The organism is Leptospira sp. B5-022, assembly GCF_000347035.1.
In the GTDB taxonomy this organism is placed as follows: Bacteria; Spirochaetota; Leptospiria; order Leptospirales; family Leptospiraceae; genus Leptospira_B; species Leptospira_B cinconiae.
Window position 1 is genome coordinate 227564 of sequence record NZ_ANIJ01000025.1, and the last position, 22127, is coordinate 249690.

The 22127-nt window shown below is 42.1% G+C and carries 23 protein-coding genes and 2 tRNA genes; 15 read left to right on the forward strand and 10 right to left on the reverse strand.

Translation table 11 applies throughout. From position 1 onward, the window contains the following. Positions 1-15 precede the first annotated feature (15 nt). The gene (locus LEP1GSC192_RS13375) at positions 16-360 is read right to left on the reverse strand and encodes a hypothetical protein (protein ID WP_020770506.1); all 345 of its coding nucleotides are present in this window, start codon (positions 358-360) and stop codon (positions 16-18) included. A 142-nt stretch (positions 361-502) separates the two neighbouring features. Between LEP1GSC192_RS13375 and LEP1GSC192_RS13380 the strand changes: the two genes are divergently transcribed. The 4 genes from LEP1GSC192_RS13380 (at position 503) to LEP1GSC192_RS13395 (ending at position 4308) form a co-directional block, all read left to right on the forward strand. Next, the gene (locus tag LEP1GSC192_RS13380; protein ID WP_020770474.1) at positions 503-1402 is read left to right on the forward strand and encodes a prohibitin family protein; all 900 of its coding nucleotides are present in this window, start codon (positions 503-505) and stop codon (positions 1400-1402) included. A gap of 62 nt (positions 1403-1464) precedes the next feature. Beyond that, the gene (locus tag LEP1GSC192_RS13385) at positions 1465-2748 is read left to right on the forward strand and encodes a UvrD-helicase domain-containing protein (RefSeq protein WP_020770386.1); all 1284 of its coding nucleotides are present in this window, start codon (positions 1465-1467) and stop codon (positions 2746-2748) included. Between the two features lie 113 nt (positions 2749-2861). Further along, positions 2862-3947, forward strand: coding sequence for a fatty acid desaturase (locus tag LEP1GSC192_RS13390; RefSeq protein ID WP_020770330.1), 1086 nt, complete (start codon positions 2862-2864; stop codon positions 3945-3947). 64 nt (positions 3948-4011) lie between these two features. Continuing rightward, on the forward strand, positions 4012-4308 hold the full coding sequence (locus tag LEP1GSC192_RS13395; protein WP_020770313.1) for a YciI family protein: 297 nt from the start codon (positions 4012-4014) through the stop codon (positions 4306-4308). Positions 4309-4375: 67 nt separating this feature from the next. Here the strand turns inward: LEP1GSC192_RS13395 and LEP1GSC192_RS13400 are convergent, their stop codons facing one another. After that, a complete protein-coding gene (locus LEP1GSC192_RS13400) occupies positions 4376-5221 on the reverse strand; it encodes a metal-dependent hydrolase (protein ID WP_020770492.1) in 846 nt (281 codons plus the stop codon). 12 nt (positions 5222-5233) lie between these two features. Continuing rightward, a complete protein-coding gene (locus LEP1GSC192_RS13405; protein WP_020770343.1) occupies positions 5234-6085 on the reverse strand; it encodes a metal-dependent hydrolase in 852 nt (283 codons plus the stop codon). Positions 6086-6412: 327 nt separating this feature from the next. Here LEP1GSC192_RS13405 and LEP1GSC192_RS13410 point away from each other — a divergent pair. Continuing rightward, a tRNA-Val gene (locus tag LEP1GSC192_RS13410) sits at positions 6413-6486 on the forward strand. A 90-nt stretch (positions 6487-6576) separates the two neighbouring features. Here the strand turns inward: LEP1GSC192_RS13410 and LEP1GSC192_RS13415 are convergent. Next, positions 6577-7455 (reverse strand): HEAT repeat domain-containing protein, encoded by an 879-nt coding sequence (locus tag LEP1GSC192_RS13415; RefSeq protein ID WP_020770405.1) that lies wholly within the window; start codon positions 7453-7455, stop codon positions 6577-6579. A gap of 68 nt (positions 7456-7523) precedes the next feature. Continuing rightward, positions 7524-8087 carry a polyhydroxyalkanoate synthesis regulator DNA-binding domain-containing protein gene (locus LEP1GSC192_RS13420; protein WP_020770450.1) on the reverse strand — a complete coding sequence of 188 codons (564 nt, stop codon included), beginning with the start codon at positions 8085-8087 and terminating at the stop codon, positions 7524-7526. Between the two features lie 180 nt (positions 8088-8267). On the opposite strand from LEP1GSC192_RS13420, the gene LEP1GSC192_RS13430 reads away from it, so the two are divergent. Next, positions 8268-9155 (forward strand): hypothetical protein, encoded by an 888-nt coding sequence (locus tag LEP1GSC192_RS13430; protein ID WP_020770444.1) that lies wholly within the window; start codon positions 8268-8270, stop codon positions 9153-9155. On the opposite strand, the gene LEP1GSC192_RS13435 is transcribed toward LEP1GSC192_RS13430, so the two are convergent. From LEP1GSC192_RS13435 to LEP1GSC192_RS13450, 4 genes are all read right to left on the reverse strand, one after another. Then, complete coding sequence (locus LEP1GSC192_RS13435) at positions 9152-9805, reverse strand: DsbA family oxidoreductase (RefSeq protein WP_020770514.1); 654 nt, start codon at positions 9803-9805, stop codon at positions 9152-9154. The two genes, LEP1GSC192_RS13430 and LEP1GSC192_RS13435, sit on opposite strands and share 4 nt — an antisense overlap. 76 nt (positions 9806-9881) lie before the next feature. Beyond that, positions 9882-10652 carry a hypothetical protein gene (locus LEP1GSC192_RS13440; RefSeq protein WP_020770387.1) on the reverse strand — a complete coding sequence of 257 codons (771 nt, stop codon included), beginning with the start codon at positions 10650-10652 and terminating at the stop codon, positions 9882-9884. Between the two features lie 69 nt (positions 10653-10721). Next, complete coding sequence (locus LEP1GSC192_RS13445; RefSeq protein WP_020770336.1) at positions 10722-11237, reverse strand: redoxin domain-containing protein; 516 nt, start codon at positions 11235-11237, stop codon at positions 10722-10724. 18 nt (positions 11238-11255) lie between these two features. After that, positions 11256-12155 carry a decaprenyl-phosphate phosphoribosyltransferase gene (locus LEP1GSC192_RS13450; protein WP_020770334.1) on the reverse strand — a complete coding sequence of 300 codons (900 nt, stop codon included), beginning with the start codon at positions 12153-12155 and terminating at the stop codon, positions 11256-11258. Positions 12156-12377: 222 nt separating this feature from the next. On the opposite strand from LEP1GSC192_RS13450, the gene LEP1GSC192_RS19805 reads away from it, so the two are divergent. Further along, entirely contained in the window at positions 12378-12551 is a 174-nt protein-coding gene (locus LEP1GSC192_RS19805) for a hypothetical protein (protein ID WP_157186907.1), read from the forward strand. Between the two features lie 9 nt (positions 12552-12560). Here LEP1GSC192_RS19805 and LEP1GSC192_RS13455 read toward each other — a convergent pair whose 3' ends face one another. Next, positions 12561-14129 (reverse strand): TrkH family potassium uptake protein, encoded by a 1569-nt coding sequence (locus tag LEP1GSC192_RS13455; RefSeq protein ID WP_036090172.1) that lies wholly within the window; start codon positions 14127-14129, stop codon positions 12561-12563. A 333-nt stretch (positions 14130-14462) separates the two neighbouring features. Here LEP1GSC192_RS13455 and fusA point away from each other — a divergent pair, with 333 nt between their 5' ends. From fusA to LEP1GSC192_RS13495, 8 genes are all read left to right on the forward strand, one after another. Beyond that, entirely contained in the window at positions 14463-16583 is a 2121-nt protein-coding gene (gene fusA, locus LEP1GSC192_RS13460) for an elongation factor G (protein WP_020770327.1), read from the forward strand. A gap of 131 nt (positions 16584-16714) precedes the next feature. Continuing rightward, positions 16715-17329, forward strand: coding sequence for a LysM peptidoglycan-binding domain-containing M23 family metallopeptidase (locus LEP1GSC192_RS13465; protein ID WP_036090114.1), 615 nt, complete (start codon positions 16715-16717; stop codon positions 17327-17329). 37 nt (positions 17330-17366) lie between these two features. Beyond that, a complete protein-coding gene (locus LEP1GSC192_RS13470) occupies positions 17367-18596 on the forward strand; it encodes an amidohydrolase family protein (protein ID WP_020770524.1) in 1230 nt (409 codons plus the stop codon). Positions 18597-18620: 24 nt separating this feature from the next. After that, on the forward strand, positions 18621-19682 hold the full coding sequence (locus tag LEP1GSC192_RS13475; protein ID WP_020770381.1) for a tetratricopeptide repeat protein: 1062 nt from the start codon (positions 18621-18623) through the stop codon (positions 19680-19682). Beyond that, the gene (locus LEP1GSC192_RS13480) at positions 19683-20324 is read left to right on the forward strand and encodes a Crp/Fnr family transcriptional regulator (RefSeq protein ID WP_020770317.1); all 642 of its coding nucleotides are present in this window, start codon (positions 19683-19685) and stop codon (positions 20322-20324) included. Between the two features lie 26 nt (positions 20325-20350). Continuing rightward, positions 20351-20427, forward strand: a tRNA-Arg gene (locus tag LEP1GSC192_RS13485). Positions 20428-20434: 7 nt separating this feature from the next. Beyond that, positions 20435-21298, forward strand: coding sequence for a peptide chain release factor N(5)-glutamine methyltransferase (prmC, locus tag LEP1GSC192_RS13490; RefSeq protein WP_020770493.1), 864 nt, complete (start codon positions 20435-20437; stop codon positions 21296-21298). A 298-nt stretch (positions 21299-21596) separates the two neighbouring features. Then, positions 21597-22121: a hypothetical protein gene (locus tag LEP1GSC192_RS13495; protein WP_020770422.1), complete on the forward strand. Its 525-nt coding sequence runs from the start codon at positions 21597-21599 to the stop codon at positions 22119-22121. The last annotated feature ends 6 nt before the right edge of the window (positions 22122-22127 follow it).

Sequence of the window (22127 nt, forward strand, 5' to 3'; positions counted from 1 at the left end):
GGTTAGCCAGGGAAGTCAAATGTTAGAGCGTACTTCGGGGAACAGACCTGCCTGGTCCGGGCCTTGTTTATAAATTTTTGTAGGATAATTTAAACGGATTTTTCCGGAGGAAACTCCTCTTTTATCGGGTCGTATTCTGGCGTCGAATTCAACAGGATCTCCCTGTTTCAGATTCTGCTTTCTAAAACGGTAAGAATAATAAAAATCCTGAGCGTATATCACCTTTCTACCGGAAACCAGCAGTTTTATGTCTTTGATCAAGATCCTCGCTTTTTCCGGATTGGGATCGATTGAGATAGATTCCACAATCCCTCTGAATCTGGTCCTGATTTTAGGCAGGTTTTGGAGATTGTCTTCCATACCATCCATCGTTAGACCAGTTCAAATCAAAAGAATACTTTCGTACATTCGTTTTTCATTGTCGCCCATTCCGATTTCGCAAGATCGGGAAACGTTCCGAATCAGAACTTGGTCCTACTATAGACAGGCCTAGGAGATTTATATGACCAGGTTTCAATTTTTCGGTAAAAGTTTGAGTTTGTTTGCCCTTGTTTCTTTGAGCTTACTCACGGGAACGGGTTGTTATACGAATATTCGCCCGGGAGAGGCAGGACTCAGATATCACCCCTTAACCAGCGGTCTCCAAAAGGACCTATTAACGAATGCTATTTATTTCTATGCTCCATGGAATGACGTGGTATTGTACCAAACCCAATGGACCTCGTATAAGGAAAAAGTGGACGTTCTTACCAGGGATGATTTGACCATCAACGTTGTGGCCGCAGTCATCCTAAGACCGGTAAATTCGGAGATCTATAATCTTCAGATAGAGATTGGCCCGGATTATTACGAAAAAGTGGTTCGTCCTCAATTCAGGACATCCGTTCGTAATGCACTATCATCCTATAGTATGATACGGATCTCGAAAGAAACTCCTAAAGTTTCTCAGGATATTCGCCAAGCTTTAGGAGAAAAGTTAAGAGGGAAACATATCGAAATAGATGATGTGATCATAGACGATATAGAATACAGTCGTCCGATACTGACTGCGATTGAAGGTAAACTTACCAAAGAGCAAGAGCAGGAACAAATGAAGTTCGAGATCAATATAGCTAAAAAGGATGCGGAGATAACGGTCATTCACGCGGAGGCAAAGGCAAAATCCACAGTGATAGAAGCGGAAGGAGCCGCTCAAGCTACCGTGATCGAAGCACAAGCAAAAGCGAAAGCCCAGAAAATGATCGCAGCTCAATTGACAAAACAATATCTCCAACTAAAAGCATTCGAGAATCCGAATACAAAACTTCTATTCGTTCCGACCGGAAAAGACTCTCTTCCAATGATCATAAATACGCCGACAGATAGTCCGAAACCTATGGATCTTCCCTCCGGAGATAAATAAAAAAGAAGATCTTTCATTACAAAATTCACACGCGCTGAATCAGATCCGGGAAACGGTTCTGCATGGACCTTTCCCAATTCAGCGCAGCCCAACAAGAGATCATAGAAGATCGCTCTAGATTTTTACAGGTTATAGCCGCTGCAGGTTCCGGAAAGACCAGTACATTAGTTGGAGTTGTACAAAACGAGCTCTCCCAAGGCACAAGGGGAGAAGAAATCCTGGTCTTGAGTTTTACTAGAAAAGCGGCAGGCGAGATCAAAGAAAGGATCAAAAAGAAAACGAACGATAACTCCGTAAGAGTACATACGTTTCATGCGTTCTGTTTGAGAGCATTGATTACGTGGCATCCTGATTTTCGGAACAGAAGACCTTCTATCCTGACCTCATCCGAAAAGAACCAGTTCTTTAGGGAATGGTTCCGCAAAGAATCGGATATTATCGGTGGGATCCCTTATACACTTTTGGTCGGAGGATCCGAATTACCTTCTAATTTCCCCCAAACCTGGAAAAGCCCGTTATTAGAAGATTATAAGAACTTCAAACGAAAGGAGGGAAAACTGGACCTGGATGATTTGGTCTCTATTTTTTTGGATTCTCTCGAAAGCGGGGAATCTTGGACGGAAATCCCGAAACAAAGTTTAAAAAGGATCTTAGTAGACGAATTCCAAGATACCGACCCGGAACAACTTAGATTCTTAAAATTACTGTCGGAACAATCGAAAATTTTGGTAGTAGGAGACGATAGCCAGGGAATTTACTCGTTCAGGAAGGCCGATATATTCAATTTTTTGAATTTTCCGGAAATGTTTCGGCCATGCACCCGGAAATTCCTAAACACAAATTACAGATCGTTACCGAAAATCGTGGATACTTCTTCCATACCTATTTCCAAAAATAAGAACAAAATCGATAAGAAGGTAATCGCTTACCGAAAAGGGAAAGCGTTCGTTTCCAGACTTAAAATGGATAAGATCTCGGAACTATTTCCTTATTTAGGAGAATTGTATAAGCGAAGTGGAGGAGAATTAAGGATATTATGCCGTTCTAATCATAGAATACGGGAATATCTTCGTGCAGGAGTTCCGTCCGAATTACTACTCACGATTCATTCCGCCAAAGGTTTGGAATTTCACACGGTGATCGTGGATTTGGCGGATGGTTGGAATCTTCGAAAAGATTCTCCGGAACAGCTCAGAGAAGAAGAACATAGAGTTCTATACGTTGCACTTTCTAGGGCGAAAGATTGTCTGATCATTTTAGGTAAAAGGACGGGATCCGGTAGAGAAACTGCAGAAGACTTATTTTTCTCTTATTTTAAAAGAGAACTTCCCATCTTAAAACCCTGAATTAAAGAATTATTTTAGATCCCGATCTTTTTCTGCAACAAAGCGAATCTGATCCGCTCTCATTTAACGATCCGTAAATAAAAACTCCTATTTCGGGAATCATAGGATAAAAAATGAAAAAGAATACAGAACTGAAAGAAACTCTTGGAAGCGTAAGGGAGATCATCTCCGATAGTAGCTTCGACAATCCGGCTTATCTTGGGATCGCTTATTTTATCCGGGATCTATTCTTCTTCTCGGTTACCATGTTTCTGATATGGAATACGGAAACTTGGTATTATCTTCCGTTTCTTTGGGTATTTGCTGGCCTAAGCATCGCTTCTCTTTTTATTATAGGCCACGATGCATGTCACGGGGCCTTATTCAAAAACGAGAGACTTGCGTATTGGATCGGACAAATCGCAATGTTGCCGTCCTTACATGCGTATAACCAATGGGGATACGGTCATAATCGGGTCCACCACGGGCACACGATCAAATTAAAAGGCGATTTCGTATGGCATCCTGTGACCCCTGAACAATATAAAAATTTCGGAATATTCAGAAAGGTTTTCCATAGACTTTCCTGGTCCGCATTCGGAGGAGGGATCTATTATTTAGTAGAGATCTGGTTAAAAGGAATGGTCCTTTTTACTGCTCCAATGAAGGAAGCTCTTAGAGATAAATTACTCATGCTTACCTTTGCATTCGGTTCTGCGGCCGCAGTATTCTATTTCGGTGGGAACACTCCTAACGGTTTAGATTTAGGATTAGGGGCTTGGTTTTTTCTAAAAGTGTGGCTTCTTCCTTTTATCTCTTGGAACTATTTCATCGGAATCACGGTTTATGTACACCATATCCGTCCGGAAGTTCCCTGGAAAGATGCGGAAGAATGGACTCCTTTTTACGGACAAATGAGAGGTACGGTAAACTATCATGTTCCTAAGTTATTAAACTTTTTCATGCATAATATTTTCATTCATTCTCCTCATCATGTTCACATGAAAATCCCTTTCTACAAATTGGGCCAAGCCTTGGAAGAGATCAAAGCGCATTACGGAGCTTATGTTGTGGAAAGAAAATCCATTTGGAAAGATTATCTCGAATCCACATCCAAGTGTAAACTTATGGATCCGGATACCGGAAAATGGATGACCTACTCGGAAGCGTTCAACGACGAGGATGAGTCGGAGCCGGAATTAGAGACTGTAGCTACTTAAAAATTTCACTCTAAAACGATTGGGAATTGATTTTTAAAGGAATTCGATAAGTCTGATTTTCAGAATGAAATTTTTCCTAATCGAATTAGAATATTTAGTCCCACTCGAAAAATTAGACCAAGCGGTCCCTGCTCATAGAGAGTTTTTACAAACCTTATATGATATTGGGACCCTTCTTCTTTCCGGACCGAAAGAACCAAGGAACGGCGGAATGATCATCGCAAAATCTATCTCTTTAGAGAAAATCAGCGAAACAATGAAAGAAGATCCTTTCGCAAAATTAGGTTACGCAAATTATAAATACACAGAGTTCCATCCGGTAAAACACCAGACATTCCTAAAAAGTTGGTTGGAATCTTGAAGAAAAAAACCGCCTCCCGGCTCCTTTCGGAGCACGGGAAGCGGGGAGCAAAGTGATTGGATGGGTGCTAGATAGTTACCAGAGCCGCGTTCGCCAGCTCGTATCCGCCTGTTTGGTCCGGATGAAAATCTTTTTTGAAATACAGGAGAGCAGCGCTGAAAAGTTGAGGATATAAGATCCTTCCGATCCTGCGTGCAGACTTCATATCTTGGAAGTATTTACGGAATCCTACTTTCTTATCAGTGAGTAAGAACCAATGTTGCAGGCTTAAAGCGTATCCCCAAAACATGAACGATGCTACGATAAATCCCATGATCCTTAAGAAATGACTTTTAGAAACGGTTTGAAGAACGTCATACGCAACTGATTTATGCTCTATCTCTTCACAAGCATGCCAAAGAAGAAGACTTCTCATTTCTCCGTATGCATCGTCATGGAAATTATTACGGATCGAAATTTCAGCCATACTAGCCGTATAATGTTCCAGACCTGCAGTCACCGATAGTTTCAGTTTTTTACCGAAGAAAAATTCGAACACGGGCAAAAAGAAACTAAAGGCGGTCCATTTATAGACCTTCTCCATAAGAGTGATAGGTCTTCCTTGTCCTTTTAAGATCTCCAGGATTTTTTCGTGTTCTTTTCCGTGTTGGACTTCCTGCCCGATAAAAGATTTCACTCTGGAAGAAAGGCCGGGATCTTTTACTTGGTCCGCAAAAGCTTTTACACTCTTAATAAAGAATCTTTCTCCTTCCGGGAAAAGGATATGATAAGCATTCACCGTATGGGTCATGAACGAGTTATTTGCGATATAATGGTCCGGCAAATTTTCCAGGCCTTCGAAATTCATCTTACGAACGGTAGGAGAATTCGCATCGATCGATTTTAGATTTTTATTCTTAGTTTGGGGATTCATCGTATTCTCCTATTAAATTGTAGCTAACGCGGCGTTGGCCAGATCATAACCGCCGGTTTGGTTCGGATGGAAACTAGGTTTGAAATAAAGAAAGGCAAGTTTTCCGACTTCTATCACGATCAAACGGGCATAAGAACTTGCAGAGACAAGATCGGAGAAATATCTTTTAAATCCGATCTTAGGGTCCGCAAAGATAAACATATGCTGAAGAGTAAACGCGTATCCCCAGAACATGATCGAGGCTACGATAAATCCCAAAGTTCTTAAGATATAACTTTTGGAAACGGTTTGCAGAACGTCATACGCAACGGACTTATGCTCTATTTCTTCGCAAGCATGCCAAAGAAGTAGATTTCTCATCTCTCCTTCCGCTTGTTCATGAAGACCGAATCTTAGAGTAACTTCTCCCAAGGAGGCGGTATAATGTTCTAAACCTGCAGTCACTGCAAGTTTCAGTTTTTTACCGAAGATAAATTCCAGAACAGGCCAGAAAAATCCGTAAGCGGTCTTTACATAAAAATTCAGGATCCTGGAAACGGGGCGTCCTTGTTTTGCCAGCATATCCAGAGCTTTTTCATGCTCTTTTCCGTGTTGTACTTCCTGACCGATAAAACCTTTAATACTATTTTGTAATGCGGGATCCTTCACTTGATCCGCAAAAGCTTTTACACTTTTAATAAAAAATCTTTCTCCTTCCGGAAAGATCACATGATATGCGTTTACCGTATGGGTTAGGAAAGAATTTCCTGCCACATAATAATCGGATAATCGGTCCAACCCTTCGAAGTCCATCTTACGAACGCTCGGAGAATCGCCGTTGATCGGTTTAATAGTCCGTTCTTTTTTTTCTGCCTTTGCTGACATTTCTATCCCCCCTGTTTTTTTCGGGTTTCGTGAAGCTTACTATAAACCTTTCCAAATCGATTCGCCCGCCGATCCCGGAAAACCCTGGCTGATTTCGAAATCGGCCAGAAAAACTAGGAAATTTCGTATAGAAAACCTTTTTTATAACGTATGTTTTACAAAAAGTACACATGCAAAAAGGGAATTTCGGAGGTCACTATACCTTTATCTTTTATCAAAAATATGAGGAAGGGCTTTCGATTCGAGAAGATGGAAACTTCTTCTTGGAGGCTTTGGAAACAACAAAGGCTTTACGGCTAGTTAAAGACCTAAATATTGACTATTACCGGGGGATTAGCTCAGCTGGTTAGAGCGCTACCTTGACATGGTAGAGGTCACTGGTTCGATCCCAGTATCTCCCAGGGTATTTACACCCTTCTTCTTTGAACCGTAGAAAATAAAAAAGCCTCCGATTTCGGAGGCTTTTTACATCTTAAGCGCTTCAGAAATGATCAGTCTTTCAAAAAAAGCGGGAGATTCGCAGGCATCTTGAATCCTGTCACATTTGCCAGGTCCTTCTTGATCTGCTCTCTTACCATTTTATCATGCTCGACGAGTAACGCTTCTCTCAGAGAATATTCTCCCGCTTTCAGGTCCACTTCTCCCACTGCAATGGAAGCCCTATAACGCACCATCGGGGATTCGTCTTTTAGGAATGCGCATAAATCATAGAACTTTTGATTGGCGATCCGATTGATGTATACGATCGCATTTAAGATCGCAACTTTCGCAAAAGGATTTTTTTCCTTATCGATCGCAGAGTTCAATTGGGAAAGTGCATCTTTTCGGTTTAGGTTTTTCAGTCCGTCCGCTGCGGAAGCTCTTACATAAAAATTCGGGTGGTTCAAAGCGTTTAGGATCGCTTCTTGGTTTTCTTTGGAATAAGGAAGAAGCCCTACATTTCGGATAATCTCCCCCGCGGCGATCACAGTATTATAACCTTCAGGGGAACTGAATGCAGGATAATCGTTTTCCTGAACAGTTGCGGAAATTTTTTTAAATTCTTCCACCATTCCCGGTCCGGAAATATCCGACTCCATGGCTCCCAAAGCTTGTGCTATTGTGAATTTTAAAGTGGGGGAATTCTCATCCGATTTAGGAACATTCGGATTTCCCTTTAAAGCTTTAAGAAGCGGGCGAACCGCCAGTTTGCTACTTACGAATTTCAGATAGTCCGCAGCTTGGATCCTTTCTTCTAGGTTGCCGCTTTGTAATTTATCGACTTGGTCGTAGAATAATTGGTCCAATTTCTCATGGATCATTTCCTTTGCGGAAATTTGAGAAGTGAGTGATAAAATAATTCCAAGGATTAGGATTCTTAAGCTAGACATGGGTTCCCCCTATGTTGTTTATCGGAATCAGTAAGTCGGATCTTAACCTTAGGAAGCCACTAATCCGGTCATAAGGACTCGGTTTCCTTGACTCTTTCCGCAATCTTGCGAATTTTCTCCGATAGATCCTCGACAGCCAATTCCTTTTCTCCGCCTTCTTCCAATTCTCGACCCACTTTTTTAAGGTCTTCCTGGATCTGTTCGCTGTTTTCACTGGCTCTCTGAGCTAAATGGGTGAGTAGGTCTTCGCGGTAACTTTTCACCTCTTCCAGACGAAGTTCGCCCAAAGCCACCATACTCTGCAAGATCCTGTCCATTTTTTCCTTGGTAAGATAGGCAAGACCGATCCCTCCCAAGACCAAACGGCCGAATAATGCACTGATATTTTTGCCCGTTTCTCGGATTAGAGCGGAAAGCATATAATTGGAAAATTCTTCGTTTCTCTGGCCCAAACTTACCTTGAGAAAGGTTTGGCCTAGGATTTTAGGAGTGATGTCCTGACCGCTCATATTATCGATCACTTTGATCTCTTCGCCCGCGATGATCATCTCGGCGACATCTTCTAGAGTAATCGTTTTACTGGTCTCGGGGTCGTACAACCTTCTGTTTGCGTATCTTTTCAGAACTTTCATTCTTAGTTTTGCTCGTAATCAACGCTTTTAGGATAAGCCCACAAAAGCAGTTCGCCCGAAAGGCAAACTTGTTTTTCTTTCCGATTCCCCTTTCTAGTTGCGGGTTTTCCGCAATGCACCAATTCTAGGATCGGACGAAAATCCCCAAGGTCAAGGAAAAAACCCGTCCTTTGCAAAGAGATGAACTTACTATCGGATGCCATACTTCTGCGCCGACTTAGCTCGGATGAACATGAATTCCTAATCGCATTATTAAAGTGGAAAGGAATAGATCATTTAGAATGGGTAAGAAGTTCCGGATTCCCCTCCTCTACTAAAGACGTTTTAGTTTGGAAGAAGGATGCTAGTCCAGAGGATATCCGCTCCGCTTATGATTGGTCCAGAGAAGTTTGCCTGCTCGGAAGATTTGATACGGAAGAAAAAAACTCTTTTATAAGAGCGGGAGCGACCCGCATTTATGATCTGAATTCTTTTGCACTGGAAGAATTCCCTTTCTTTAAATTTTCAAAACCTTTACATCCTGAAATGGTTGTACTTACCCAAAATGCCGATCTTTTTTCCAAATTCAGATCTCTTCTCAGGGCCTGCGGCTCCAACGCACATTGGTGTAAAGATATATTAGGACTTCCTAATATTCTAAAAGAGACCAAGCCTGGGGTCCTGGTTTTGGATTCCGAATCTTTTTCCATTAGAGAACTTGTCCCTAAGATGAAAGGTCTTTTAGGAACTCCTTATTTTCCTCTCAGCTTTTGTCTGATAGATTTTAATAGGGAAAACGTGTACCAAAATTTGGCTACCGGTTTGAAGGATATCGCAAAGGCGTTTTTTGAACCAAAGGACCTTCTTCTTTTTTTAAGAGATAGACTGGCGCTCGCCTCTCCTCCTAAGGATTCCTTTTTCCAAGCGATCGATTGGTCCGGCAGTCCCAGAAATATCAGAGAATACGAGTTCCCTAACGTTCCGGATGGAATGTTAGAAAGAGCGGAAGCTGCCTATTTATACAGGATCCGCCGTTTATTTTTATGGATGGGGGAAGGAGCCAATCGAGGAACCGAGATCTCCGCTTAAGTTCCCGACTCCGACTGCAATCTTTCGAACACCTGTAAGAACAGGTCCACAGGTTGAGCTCCTGAAACCGCGTATTTTTCGTTAAAGATATAGAATGGAACTCCGGTCACTCCCAACATTTTGCCTTCGTTTTCTTCCGTTTCAATCCGGCTGAAAAGAGAAGGATCTTTACGGACTTCATCCAATTCCGATGCAGGAACTCCAACTTGGGTTAGGCTTTCTCTAATAATTAAATCGTCCGAGAGATTTTTTTCTTCCGAAAAAAACTTTTGGAAAAATACTTCGGCAAGTTCCGATTCTTTTCCGTAAGTTCGGGCTTTTCGAATGAGAGCATGAAGAAGTAAGGTATTCGGCTGGTGCCCTTGTAGAATATTAGAAAACTGCAATCCATCTTCTTTGGCAATATCCGAGACTCTTTGGGTCATCATCTTTACCCGGTCTAAAGAACCGAATTTTTTGACCATATGAGCTTCTCGATCCTCGCCCTTTTCAGGAAGATCAGGATTTAATTGGAATGGTTTCCACTCTACGACGATTTTATCTCCAGGATGATCGACTTCCCAAGACTCGATCGCTTTCTCTAATCTTTTTTTACCGATATAACACCAAGGACAAACTACGTCCGAATAAATTGAGATACTGGTTTCCAATGCCTTCTCCTGTAACTCTTAGACATACAAGAGGCCTAAAAACTGCATCCTTTTTTTGGGCGCAGAGATGGCGAAATTAATCTTCGTCCAGAAGTTCCGCTGCTTCTATTTCTTCCAGACCTCTATTCGGGAATGCCTGCTCGTAGAATAGCGCCGCAAATAGATCGAAGTCCTCATCTGTAGGGAGATTTTTTTTCTCCCAATATTCGTTCCTTCTTTTGATCAGAATGGAGATCGTCTCATCTTCTAAAGAGAATTCTTTTCCACCTTTGTTCATTCTACGAATCAACCAATTCAGATTATGGATAAAAAAGTTTCCCGTAAACTCCAGGGTAGAAAGAGAAGGTTCTCTTTTCATTAGATTTTCGGTGTGGTAGAGAGGAACTCTTAAATAATACGGATCCTTGGTTTGTTGGTATTGTTTGTATCCGTTGGAAATGGATTCGAAAAATGGCCAAGAATTCGTATAAGATGTTCGGATCAGTTTTTCTTTTTCAGGATGAAGTCTTGCAACTTCCACAAGATCCACAAATTGATCCTTATTGACTGCTTCCCTTAGAATAGAATCCATCGGAGCAGGTCTCGGCTCCGAGTTGACCAGGTAAACATAAAGATATTTGATCTCGTATGCAAATCTGGATTCTCTCGGAATATAATATTCGATCCAGATCGGTTCTTTATAATAATTTACTAATTCTTCTTCCGGTAGATCCGGCGTGACGCTAAGTGATTTTAACTTTTTTACGTCGTCTGTAATTACTTTCTGACCCCGAACCCGAGTCCTGGAACGTTTTATCTGCTTTAGTTCCGATTTGTTTAAGAGTGGTTTCGGTTTGTACGAGTCCATCGGATTGATTATCGGAAATGAGAAGTCTGAAATTCAAAGTTGAGGAGAAAGACTTTCGGTTTTAAGACACTAAGGCCAGAAAATTCTTGCCCAGATCAGCCTTAGGAACATACCCAACGGGCTCATAATTCCGGATTCCGCGAATCTGACCTTTCCTTCTCCATCCAAAATATAAAAGCTAGGATATCCTCTGATCCCCCAATCTCTGAGTAACATCGGGTTTCCTACGATTACCGGAAAATTCACGGCGTGTTTTTCTAGATAGTCTTTGAGTGCCGAGGAATTTTCCCCTTCTTCCACACTGATGAATGCAAAATTATTTTGGTCTTTAAGTGTGGAGGCATACCACTTGACCAGAGGAAGATTCGTATTACAAACTCCGCACCAGGTCGCCCAAAAATATACAACTGTGGTCTTTCCTTTTATATTCGCTTTTTCTCCGATCGGAGTCCGGAATTCTTTTCCATCCAGACTCACAACAGGTTCCGTATCCAAGGCTCTAAACCAGGCCAGAAAAAAAGTCGCGGAAAGTAGAAGGGCCAACGCTCCTCCGTACTGAAATCCTGCTTTTACTTTTTTGTTCATGCCTTAGTTAGACCTAGATTATAAGTGAAAAGGCAGAGTTTGTCCGGAACCCGAATACATGATCCAAACGACGAGCAAAAGCCAAAAAAATCCCGCCACAAGGACACCCCAGTCGGTCAAAATAGCCTTAGTAGGATTATGGCCCATGTTTTTAATGTAGATAATGTATAAGGATCTAAAGATCGCATAAACTACGATCGGGATCGTATACACCATTTTATCCGTACCTAGATTTTCAATCGTATGAGGGCTTGTAACATACATAACGTAGGTTACCAAAGTCATTGTGGCAACGATTCCCATCATCAAATCCAAAAAATTAACCGAGTATTCCTCCAGGATTTTTCTGTGGCCTTTGGCTCCTTCTTCTAGGATGATAAGTTCCCCCCTTCTTTTTCCGAATCCCCAATACAGGGCCAACATGAACGTGCAGAGAAGAAGCCAAGAAGAGAAACTCACTCCTACGACGATGGAGCCTGCGATCGCTCTCACTACGAACCCGAAAGAGATACTCATTACATCTAGAATAACCATATGTTTTAAGAAACGGCTATAAACTATATTAAAGATCAGGTAACCGGCTACCCAATAGAAGAACTCCGTCTGTAATTTGAAAGATAGGACTAGAGTGACAGAAAGTAAAACCGCTGTCAGTAAAAGTGCTATAGTAGGAGAGATAGCTCCCGAGGCCAAGGGTCTATGTTTTTTTTCGGGATGAAGTGCGTCTTCCTTTCGATCCAGAAAATCATTGAGAACGTATTGGCAACTTGCGGTAAGCGAAAAGAGAAAAAACGCAAAAATCGCCCTTTCTACCGATTCCAGGTCTCCTAATTTTTTCCCGAATATGATCCCAGCAAATAGGATGATATTTTTAATCCATTGGTGGGGTCTTAAAAGTTTTATATAGGAAAATAACATTCTCTCTCCAGAAATCAGTTCGCTTTAGAGGCCAGATTGATCCTAAATAGAAGGCTTGCAAGGGAATTTTGGCTCCAAAATGGGAGGAGATTTCTCAGGTTTTGGGCGGAGGATCCACAAGAGACAAAAACAAAAAACTAGTCTAAAAGGACTAAAATCGGAAACTCACTTTTTAATTTTAAGCTTTACGATTATTCATTGTTAGCTTATTAAATTTCCACTATGCAGCACAGGAAAATCACATACAAGATCGTGGAAAGTAAAGATCCTTTGACACAAGATGCGTTCGATCCGTTAGGAGCAATTGGTTTCGAACTCATTTCGGTGGTTCATGATCTAAAAATGGATCGTTATATCTATTATTTTAAACTGGCGGAAGCTCACCAACTTTCTTAAGTAAGATTTTTATCCTACTTGGATCTTGACTCCATCGTCTTGGGCACCCAATGTCCCCAATCCGGAATGCCCGGTAAACGCAATAAGAAGAGTAAATACCCCGACTCTTCCCACATACATAATGCAAGGATACAAAAACTTTTCCACTCCGGTGATATAAGGTGTTAATCCTTTTGTTAATCCAACAGTACCGAAAGCGGACATGACCTCGAAAAATATATCTTCTATTCCATGTCTATGTCCGTTTGCGATAGTGATCACCAACATAAAGAATACGATGGATATCGTTGCTAAAAAATAGATCCGCGTAGAGATTGCGATCGAATTTTTAGAAACTTCTTCTCCCATAATTGTCACTCTTGCTTGAGGATTGATCACATTTCTCAAATACATCAAGAGAATAACAAAGGTTGTGATCTTGATACCTCCAGCTGCTCCTTGAGGACCACCTCCCACAAACATTAAAGAACAAAGAAGAACATAAGTCGGACTTCTCATCTCCGAAATATCGAATGTGTTAAATCCTGCCGTCCTGGATGATACGGAAAGGAAGAACGAGTTGAATAGTTTATCTACGAAGTTAAATTTTCCTATCGTCTCGGGATTATCCCATTCTCCCATAAGTATCCCGATGCCCCCTACATGGACTAATATTATAGTTCCATAAAGTAAAAGTTTCATCTGGATCCTGTTAGCTTCTCCTTTGAGTGCTTTTCTATAAAGAGCTAATCTTTCCTCCGCCCAGAATGACATACGGATCAAGACAAGATAGATCCAGGAAGGTTCTTTCCCTTCTTCCAACGCCTTGGACATAAGATAGGTTTCCATGACCACTTCTATCCTATGCATTACGTTCCGGAATGCTTCGAGTAACGTTTTTTCCAAGAATAAAATTACAGGAAAGCCGATCCCTCCCATAACCACCAAACTTTCCACGACCAAAAGAGAAATTGGCTCTTTGGATAAGAAGGTGAGATCGTCTACTATGGAAAATCCAGCGTTATTGAAAGCGGAAACGGAGGTGAATAAACTTAAAAAAATGCGGTTCGGTTCGCCGGGTAATCCGCTTAGATCTTCCGGCATAACCCAATACAATAAGAACGCACCCATCAATTCGATAGAAACGGATATATTCAAAATGGATAATAAGATCCTCCGAACATATGGAGCGTTCTTACTTTTCCCATCTGCAGATTCGTGGGAATCTATCGCTTCGAAAACGAATGATGCGATCCGAGTACTTCTGGAAAGTCCTCGAACTACTAAGATACCAACAAGGACCGTAAAGGTGATAATCCCCAATCCGCCGATCTGGAATAAGAACATGATGATAACTTGAGTTGAGAATGCTAACTCGCTAATGGCGACGGTGGTCAATCCGGTCACACATATTGCCGACGCAGCCATGTAGAATGAATCAGCGTAGGAGATCCTACCTTCTTCCGAAGCATAGATCATAAAGGACCCAACCAAGATCGCTCCTGCAAACGCGAGACATAGGATCCTTGCTACGGATAATAGCAAAAACGCTCTGGCGATTCGGTTTACGTTTCGTTTTAGGAACTTAAATGAGCCCATGTAAAAGGGAAAAACTCCCCTTCCAGAAACTATTTTGACCCTGGCAAACCCGGGCAATGAATTTCCTGATCTTTGAAGAGAACCCGGATCGGTTCTGAAATCGGGATAAAATTGTAATTTATATTTGATCTAAGAAAAGCTTATACAAGCCGGTATCGAAAATCTGTTAATGGAAACGATCTTTACAAACGCCCCCCTTTCAGAAAATTGGTAAGAATTAGGGTTCCTTTACCTAGGGAACCCAGTCAGATTAGTATCCACGGAAAGTTTATATTCTGCCCTACAAAGAGGGTGTAAAGGAAACCTACGTGTGAACTTTTAAAGAGGACTCTAATGAGCACTGCAGTTGCGGACTTCAAACCCACCGAAAAACTCCTAAAAACTAGGAATATCGGTATTTCCGCCCATATCGATTCAGGGAAAACCACTCTGACCGAGAGGATTCTATTCTATACTAACCGTATCCATGCCATCCACGAAGTTCGTGGTAAAGATGGAGTCGGTGCGAAAATGGACAGTATGGAATTGGAGCGCGAGAGAGGGATTACTATCCAATCCGCTGCTACCTACTGCCAGTGGAAAGGCCATACGATCAATATCATCGATACTCCGGGCCACGTGGACTTTACCGTTGAGGTAGAGCGTTCCCTACGGGTTCTAGATTCCGCTATTCTAGTTCTTTGCGGAGTTTCCGGTGTTCAATCCCAGTCCATCACTGTGGACAGACAGATGCGCCGTTATAATGTTCCTCGTGTAGCTTTCATCAATAAGCTGGACCGTACAGGTGCAAACCCTTTCCGTGTGATCGACCAATTACGTGAAAAATTAAAACATAACGCAGTTCCAGTCCAAATTCCTATCGGTCTCGAAGGAGACTTAGCGGGTATCGTTGACCTCGTTACCATGAAAGCCGTTTATTTTGAAGGAAAAGACGGAATGGAAATCATCGAAAAGGAAATTCCTGCCGAATTACAAGAACTTGCTCAGAAAAAAAGAGAAGAACTCTTAGACGCGGCTTCTATGTTCTCCGACGAATTGACCGAAGCTATGCTGGAAGGAGAGCCTACAGTAGAGCAAATCAAAACTGCGATCCGCAACGGTGCAATTTCTTTAAAACTGACCCCAGTTTTCATGGGTTCCGCTTTCAAGAACAAAGGAGTTCAAAAACTTCTGGATGGTGTTTTGGATTACCTAGCTTCACCTGTGGACGTTGTTAACTCCGCTTTGGACGTTAAAAACGAATCTGAAAAAGTAGTTCTACCGTCTGACAAAGACAAACCACTCGTTTGCCTCGCATTCAAACTCGAGGACGGACGTTACGGCCAGTTGACCTATGTTCGCGTCTACCAAGGAAAGATCCAAAAAGGTATGACCATCTATAATATGTCGAACAACAAAAAGCATAACGTTGGTCGTCTATGCCGTATGCACTCCGACGAGATGGAAGATATCGACTATGCAGAAGCTGGAGATATCATCGCATTATTCGGTATCGATTGTGCTTCCGGGGATACTTTTACCGACGGAAAGATGAACGTTTCTATGGAATCCATGTTCGTTCCAGCTCCGGTAATCTCTCTTACAATCGAGGCTAAAGAATCTAAACACTTGAACAACCTGGCAAAAGCTTTGAACCGCTTTACCAAGGAAGATCCTACGTTCCAAACTCACGTAGACCAAGAATCCGGACAAACCATCATCAAAGGGATGGGAGAACTTCACCTCGAAGTGTATATTGAAAGGATGAAAAGGGAGTACGGAGTAGAACTGATCACAGGCGCTCCTCAGGTTGCGTATCGTGAAACGATCACAAGCCGCGCAGACTTCGATTATACTCACAAAAAACAAACGGGTGGTCAAGGTCAGTTCGGTCGTGTTGCCGGATTCATCGAGCCTATCCCATTGGAAGAAGATAAAAATTACGAATTCGTAAACAGTGTCGTGGGAGGAGCAATTCCTCGCGAATTTATCTCTTCCGTAGATAAAGGATTCAGAAGTTGTTTGGATCGCGGAAGTCTGATCGGATTCCCTATCATCGGGGTAAAACTGACCATCAACGACGGTTCTTACCATGACGTGGACTCTTCCGATATGGCATTCCAGATCGCAGGGCGTTATGCATTCCGCCAAGGATTCAGCAAAGCAAATCCTCAAATTCTGGAACCGATCATGAGAGTAGAAGTAGACGGTCCTGCGGAATTCCAAGGTCCAATCCTGGCTTCCTTGAACCAAAGACGAGGAATGATCCTAAACACCACCGAGCAAGACGGATACTGCAAAGTGGAAGCGGAAGTTCCTCTTTCCGACATGTTCGGGTATTCTACTGTGATCCGTTCTTCCACCCAAGGAAAGGCGGAGTTCTCTATGGAATTCTCTCGTTATGCTCCTGTTCCAAGAAACGTAGCGGAAGAATTGATGAAAAAGTACAAACCGAACTCCAAAGACGAAGATTGATCTTCTTAGAACATCCTTCTTTTTGGAAAAAAGGGAGCCGATCCGGCTCCCTTTTCTTTTTGGAGGTGAAAGAATTGCCGATAATTTAGAGTATGCGGGAGCCATATTTCATTCGTCTGATATGTTTCGGAATGATACTCATTTCTTTTCCTTTCCAAATCGATCCCGCAGGAACTCCCATAAAGGTCCATACTGTCCAACCGAAGGAAACAGCATTTTCCATTTCCCAAAAGTATAAATTGGATTGGAGAATGTTATTAGAATGGAACGGTAAAAAAGAGAACGAAGGTCTGAAAGCGGGAGAAAAATTGAAAATCCCTCAAAACCTATCTTATTCTTCTCGGGTCGAAAAACAACTACCGGAGAACGTACCTTCTTCCGGAACCCCTAAGTTCCATGCCCCTCTAAAAGTGCTTCCCCCTGTTTCACTTCCTTATTCCAATCTAACTTATTATCCGAACAAAGGAGTTCTATTTAAGGCAAGCAGACATAAGGATGTACATCCGATCCGGTCCGGTAAGGTAGTTGTACTGGACCAAATGGACGGTTATAGGAAATATATTATTTTAGAGCATAAAGGCGGATATTCCAGCGTATATGCAAATCTGAGATCCGTTTCAGTCAAAGAAGGGGAAACGGTAAAACTCGGAGATTCCTTAGGAGAATTGGAGGAAGGTAAAGGACTTTACTTTCAGATCAACCAAGGAACCAAGGCTGTGGATCCAATCCCACTTTTAAATCACTGATCTTCGGCAATTAAGTATATTAGGTTTTTGCAATTAAATGGAATGGGAAATCGTAAATTCTAAAGCCGTTACTCCACAAGGAGTGCTCGAGAATGCTACCATCCGCATTAATGACGGACGGATCTCTTCTATCTCCGCCGGAGTACCGAAGGACATTTTACCCATCCGCATCAACTTAAGAGGCAATTTTGTTTATCCCGGACTGATCAATGCTCACGATCATCTTCTTGGCACTTATCTTCCTAAAGTCGGGACCAACCGCCCTTATTTGAATTGGCTTCCCTGGGACAACGATCTGAAATCTTCCGTTGTTTACGCGGAGAGGCAACAATTAGAACCTGAACAACTTTATCTATTAGGTTCTTATAAAAATCTGATCAGCGGGGTGACTTCCGTTTTGGATCATATTCCCCATTTTGTCCAAAAACCTTTTTTGGAAAAATCTCCGGTCCGTATTTTAGAAAGATTTACTCTGGCTCATAGTATTTGTTCTTATTCTCTCGGCTGGGGGGACGGTCCTCAGATAGAATACGCAAGGGCAAAGGAAGGGAATCTTCCCTTTGTAACCCATATCTCGGAAGGATTCGACGAAGAATCCAAAAACGCTCTGAAAGAATTGAACTCTCTCGGCTGTTTGGGAGAAAATACTGTACTTGTTCATGGGATCGCATTCGATCCGGAAGATATCAAATTAGTTTCCAAAACAAAGGCAAACTTGGTTTGGTGCCCTGAATCCAATTTATTTATGTTCGGAAAAACCGCACCTATCCGGGAAATCCTGGAGGCCGGGATCAATGTAAGTTTAGGCACGGATTCTCCAATGTCCGGGTCCATAAATATTTTCCAAGAAATCAGATCCGCAAGGGAATTTTTTGCCAAAGAATCCGGAAAAGAATTGGATCCTAAAATTGTTTTTAAGATGGTCACTGAAAATCCGGCAAAGGCTCTTCGAGTAGAGAACGATCTGGGGAAATTGGAAGTCGGAAAAAAAGCGGATCTTTTAGTCCTTTCTTCCGAAAAAGAAGACGCATACCAAACTCTTTGCACAGCGGATCTTAATACCGTACGTTTGGTAGTGAAAGATGGGAAACCTTCCTATGGCGACCTTTCTTTGAAAGATTTTTTTGAAGAAACTGGCGTGACAGGGCGCGAAATTAAGATCGCCGGAACCGATAAATACCTTGCAGGAGACCCCCTAGGGTTGCTAGAATCGGTCACCCGGGCCCTTGGTTACAAAAAGGATTTGGCATTTTTTCCTGTCGGGTAAGATTTAGAGAAGAAGGTAACGGTCTTGGCTGGGCCCATAATCCGAACTTATAAAGGCGGCTCCATTATTTACTTCGAGAAAGATCGATCGGAGGATATTTACGTCCTCAGACAAGGTCGTGTCGTTCTCACGTACACCGCAATCGATTCCGGTTACGAGGTCAAAGAAGACGTACGACTGGGAGAGTTTTTCGGAGTTAAATCCGCACTTGGAAAATACCCCAGGGAAGAAACCGCTCAGGTAGTGGGCGGAGCCACTGTCCTAGTTTTCAAACTTTCAGACTTTGAAACATTCGTAGCCGAAAAAACCCATCTGATCCTAAAGATGATGAAGGTTTTCTCCAGCCAATTGCGACTGGTTCACAAAAAATTAAGGGAGATCTTAGGTCAGGCAGAAGCAAGAAATCCTGCATTCGAGCTTATGAACGTAGCCGAAGTATTTTATAAAAATAATAACTTCGAACACGCTGCTTATGGATTCGCAAAATATCTAGAACATTACCCGAGTGGGCCGTATGCGGGAAGAGCCACAGAGCTGCAAGATCTGGCAAGAAAGGGAACACCCTACCCTATCAATATGCCTCCGTTAGTTTACGATGCTGCTTCCACCAGGGCGCCGATGTCCCAAGAAAATCTGCAAAATATCATGAAGCCTGCAGCGGAAAAAACGAATCTGGGTGCCGGCACGGATAATACGATCACTTCTCTTTATAACCGTGCTCATACTTTCCTAAACGTAGGAAAATTCGAAGAGGCAGCCGGTATATTCAAGGACCTAATGGTCCGCACGGATTTTAAGTACGATAGCGAAAAGAAACTCGTAGATAATGCACTTTTCCAAATGGGGGTTTGCTTCTTAAAGCTGAATAGTTTGGATACTGCTAGCAATACTTTCTCCGCTTATATCAAAAAACATCCATCCGGGGAATCGGTAAAAGAGTCTTTATTTCATTTGGCAGAGATCGCTGAACAACAGGGGGACCGCCAGAGAGCAGGAATGTTATTCGGCAAGGTAGCATTACTTCCTCCGGAAAGAGATAGTCTTTCGCAGAAGGCTCGCCAAAAAGCCAAGGAGCTGAGCGCCTAAATGGATTTAATGCTCGAGTCGATGTTCTCAAAGTTCGGAAAAACTTTCGAACCGAACCAGATCATATTCTGCGAAAACGAACCGGGAAACGATTTTTTTCTGATCCAAGCTGGGAAAGTAAAGATCACTAAAACCGTTGGAAATTCCATCAAAACCTTAGATATCTTGGAACAAGGAGATATCTTCGGAGAGATGGCGATCTTAGAAGAACAACCCAGAAGTGCGACCGCAATCGCGATTTCCGAAGTGAGAGTTCTTAATTTCAATAGAGCGAACTTCGAACTATTGATGACTAAGAACCCGACTCTTGCACTTAAAATCCTCACAATCTTTTCCGTGAGAATTTACGACGCAAAACGAAGATTGCTCATCCTATTGCTGGACGATATTATCGGAAAAGTTGCCGACGTTTTCTTGATGTTGTATGAAAAGATGCATACACATACTGAATTCAAAGAAGTCGTTCTCAATGTTACGGTAGAGGACGTGGCAGATTGGTGCGCCCAACCGGTGGGAGAAGTCCAGAAAGTAGTGAACCAATTCGCGAAAAGCGGCAAAATCGAGATCTACTCCGACAAAATCGTAATTCACAATATTAACGACTTCCAGAGAATAGTCTCCCAGAAGCGCAAACCTTCTTAACCGAATACCCGCGTTCTAAAGATAAAGGTCCCGTAGCTCAGGTGGACAGAGCAGAAGTTTCCTAAACTTTTGGTCGGAGGTTCGAATCCTCTCGGGGCCACCATCAAATCATGGCAGAATCCCAAGACAACGTTTTGAATCTACTCAAGAAATCGGAAGAATTCTTAAAAAAGAAAAACATACCTTCCGCAAGATTGGACGCGGAAATATTGCTCGCCGACCTGCTTAAGATCCAAAGGGTCAAACTTTATGTGGATTTCGAAAGACCGCTTTCCTTATCCGAAAAAGACGAATATAGAGAAAGGATTGTCCAAAGATCCAAATTCAAACCCACGGCTTATATCATAGGAAGGAAGGCATTCTTCGATTCAGAATTCCATGTAAACGAGTCTGTTTTGATCCCAAGGCCTGAAACGGAAGAATTAGTCGCCTGGGTATTAGAAGAATATCCGAATAAGGAAGACAGTTTAGATGTACTGGACCTTTGTTCGGGTAGCGGATGTATCGGGATCAGCCTAGCCAAGGCCAGAAAAGAATGGAACGTATCTTTCACGGACTCTTCCGAATCCGCATTAGAGATCAACAAAAAGAATATTCAAGAAATATTAAATACGGAAAGAAGTTTCGAACTTTATCATGGAGATCTGTTCTCCCCTATCCCAAACGAGGCCAAATTCGATCTGATCGTTTCCAACCCGCCGTATATACCTGAAGCCGATAAACCCAACATCATGCCGGATGTCGCAGAGTATGAGCCGCACCTTGCTCTATTCGTATCCGATTTCCAAGGATTCCATACAAAAATTTTAACGGAAGCAAAGTCCAAACTTAAACCGCAAGGCAGATTGTATCTGGAAACACATCCGCGCTATTCAAACTGGCTGAAAGATACTGCATTATCTCTCGGCTACTCCGAGGCAGATCTCAAAAAGGATCTTTCCGGTAGAGATAGTTTTGTTAGATTAAAGATTTAGAATATACTATCTGTCCTATTCATTAACAAGATAATAGGATTCCGGCAAACTTTCATTTCCAAAATAACAGTATAACGGCCGTTACAACGAGAGATTTCAGATAAATTTTCAAATTTATCTCAATTGGGATATTGTTTCATTCCAACATCTTACGGAATGAATTTTCCGCAAAAAATAAAAAAGAACATAATTTATAAATTTATATTGCCTTATTATAATTTTTTGACTTTTTTTTGTCTTTACCACTGTGTTAGTCGAATATAAGCATAAAATAAAGCTAATTTAAATAAGGTAAGATATGAAAAAGATAACCCTAAGTATCACCCTGATATCATTCTTCTTTATCGCCTGTCCTGGTGAAAAGGAAGATACTCCCATCGATCCTACATTTCTGGGAGCTATTCTTCCAAGAATTGCAGCGGCTTCTTATCCTTCCGTTCCAGCTACCGGCTGCAGCGATCCGAACAATACTCCCACACTTGTCCCAAATGTGGAAACTCGAGTAGACAATCCTGTCCCTGGAACCTATTACTTTTTCATTGTAAAAGGGATGATGGTCCCGAATCAAATAGGGGGGGGACTTAGCCTTACCATCCAAACTTACGCAGCACCGATACAAGTTTATGTGGCCTATCAATCAAGACCTGTAACGACTTATGAGCTGATGTTCCAGAAAGAGTTTTTTGAGAACCAAGGATTCCCTTACTCTGGATTTAATCAAAATAGTTCACTTGCATCAATGTTCAATTATAATTATCGCTGCTTTATCATTTACCGACCTCCGGGAAATGGGGGGTCTTTCGGCCTCCTCATTGAAGACTAAACCTAC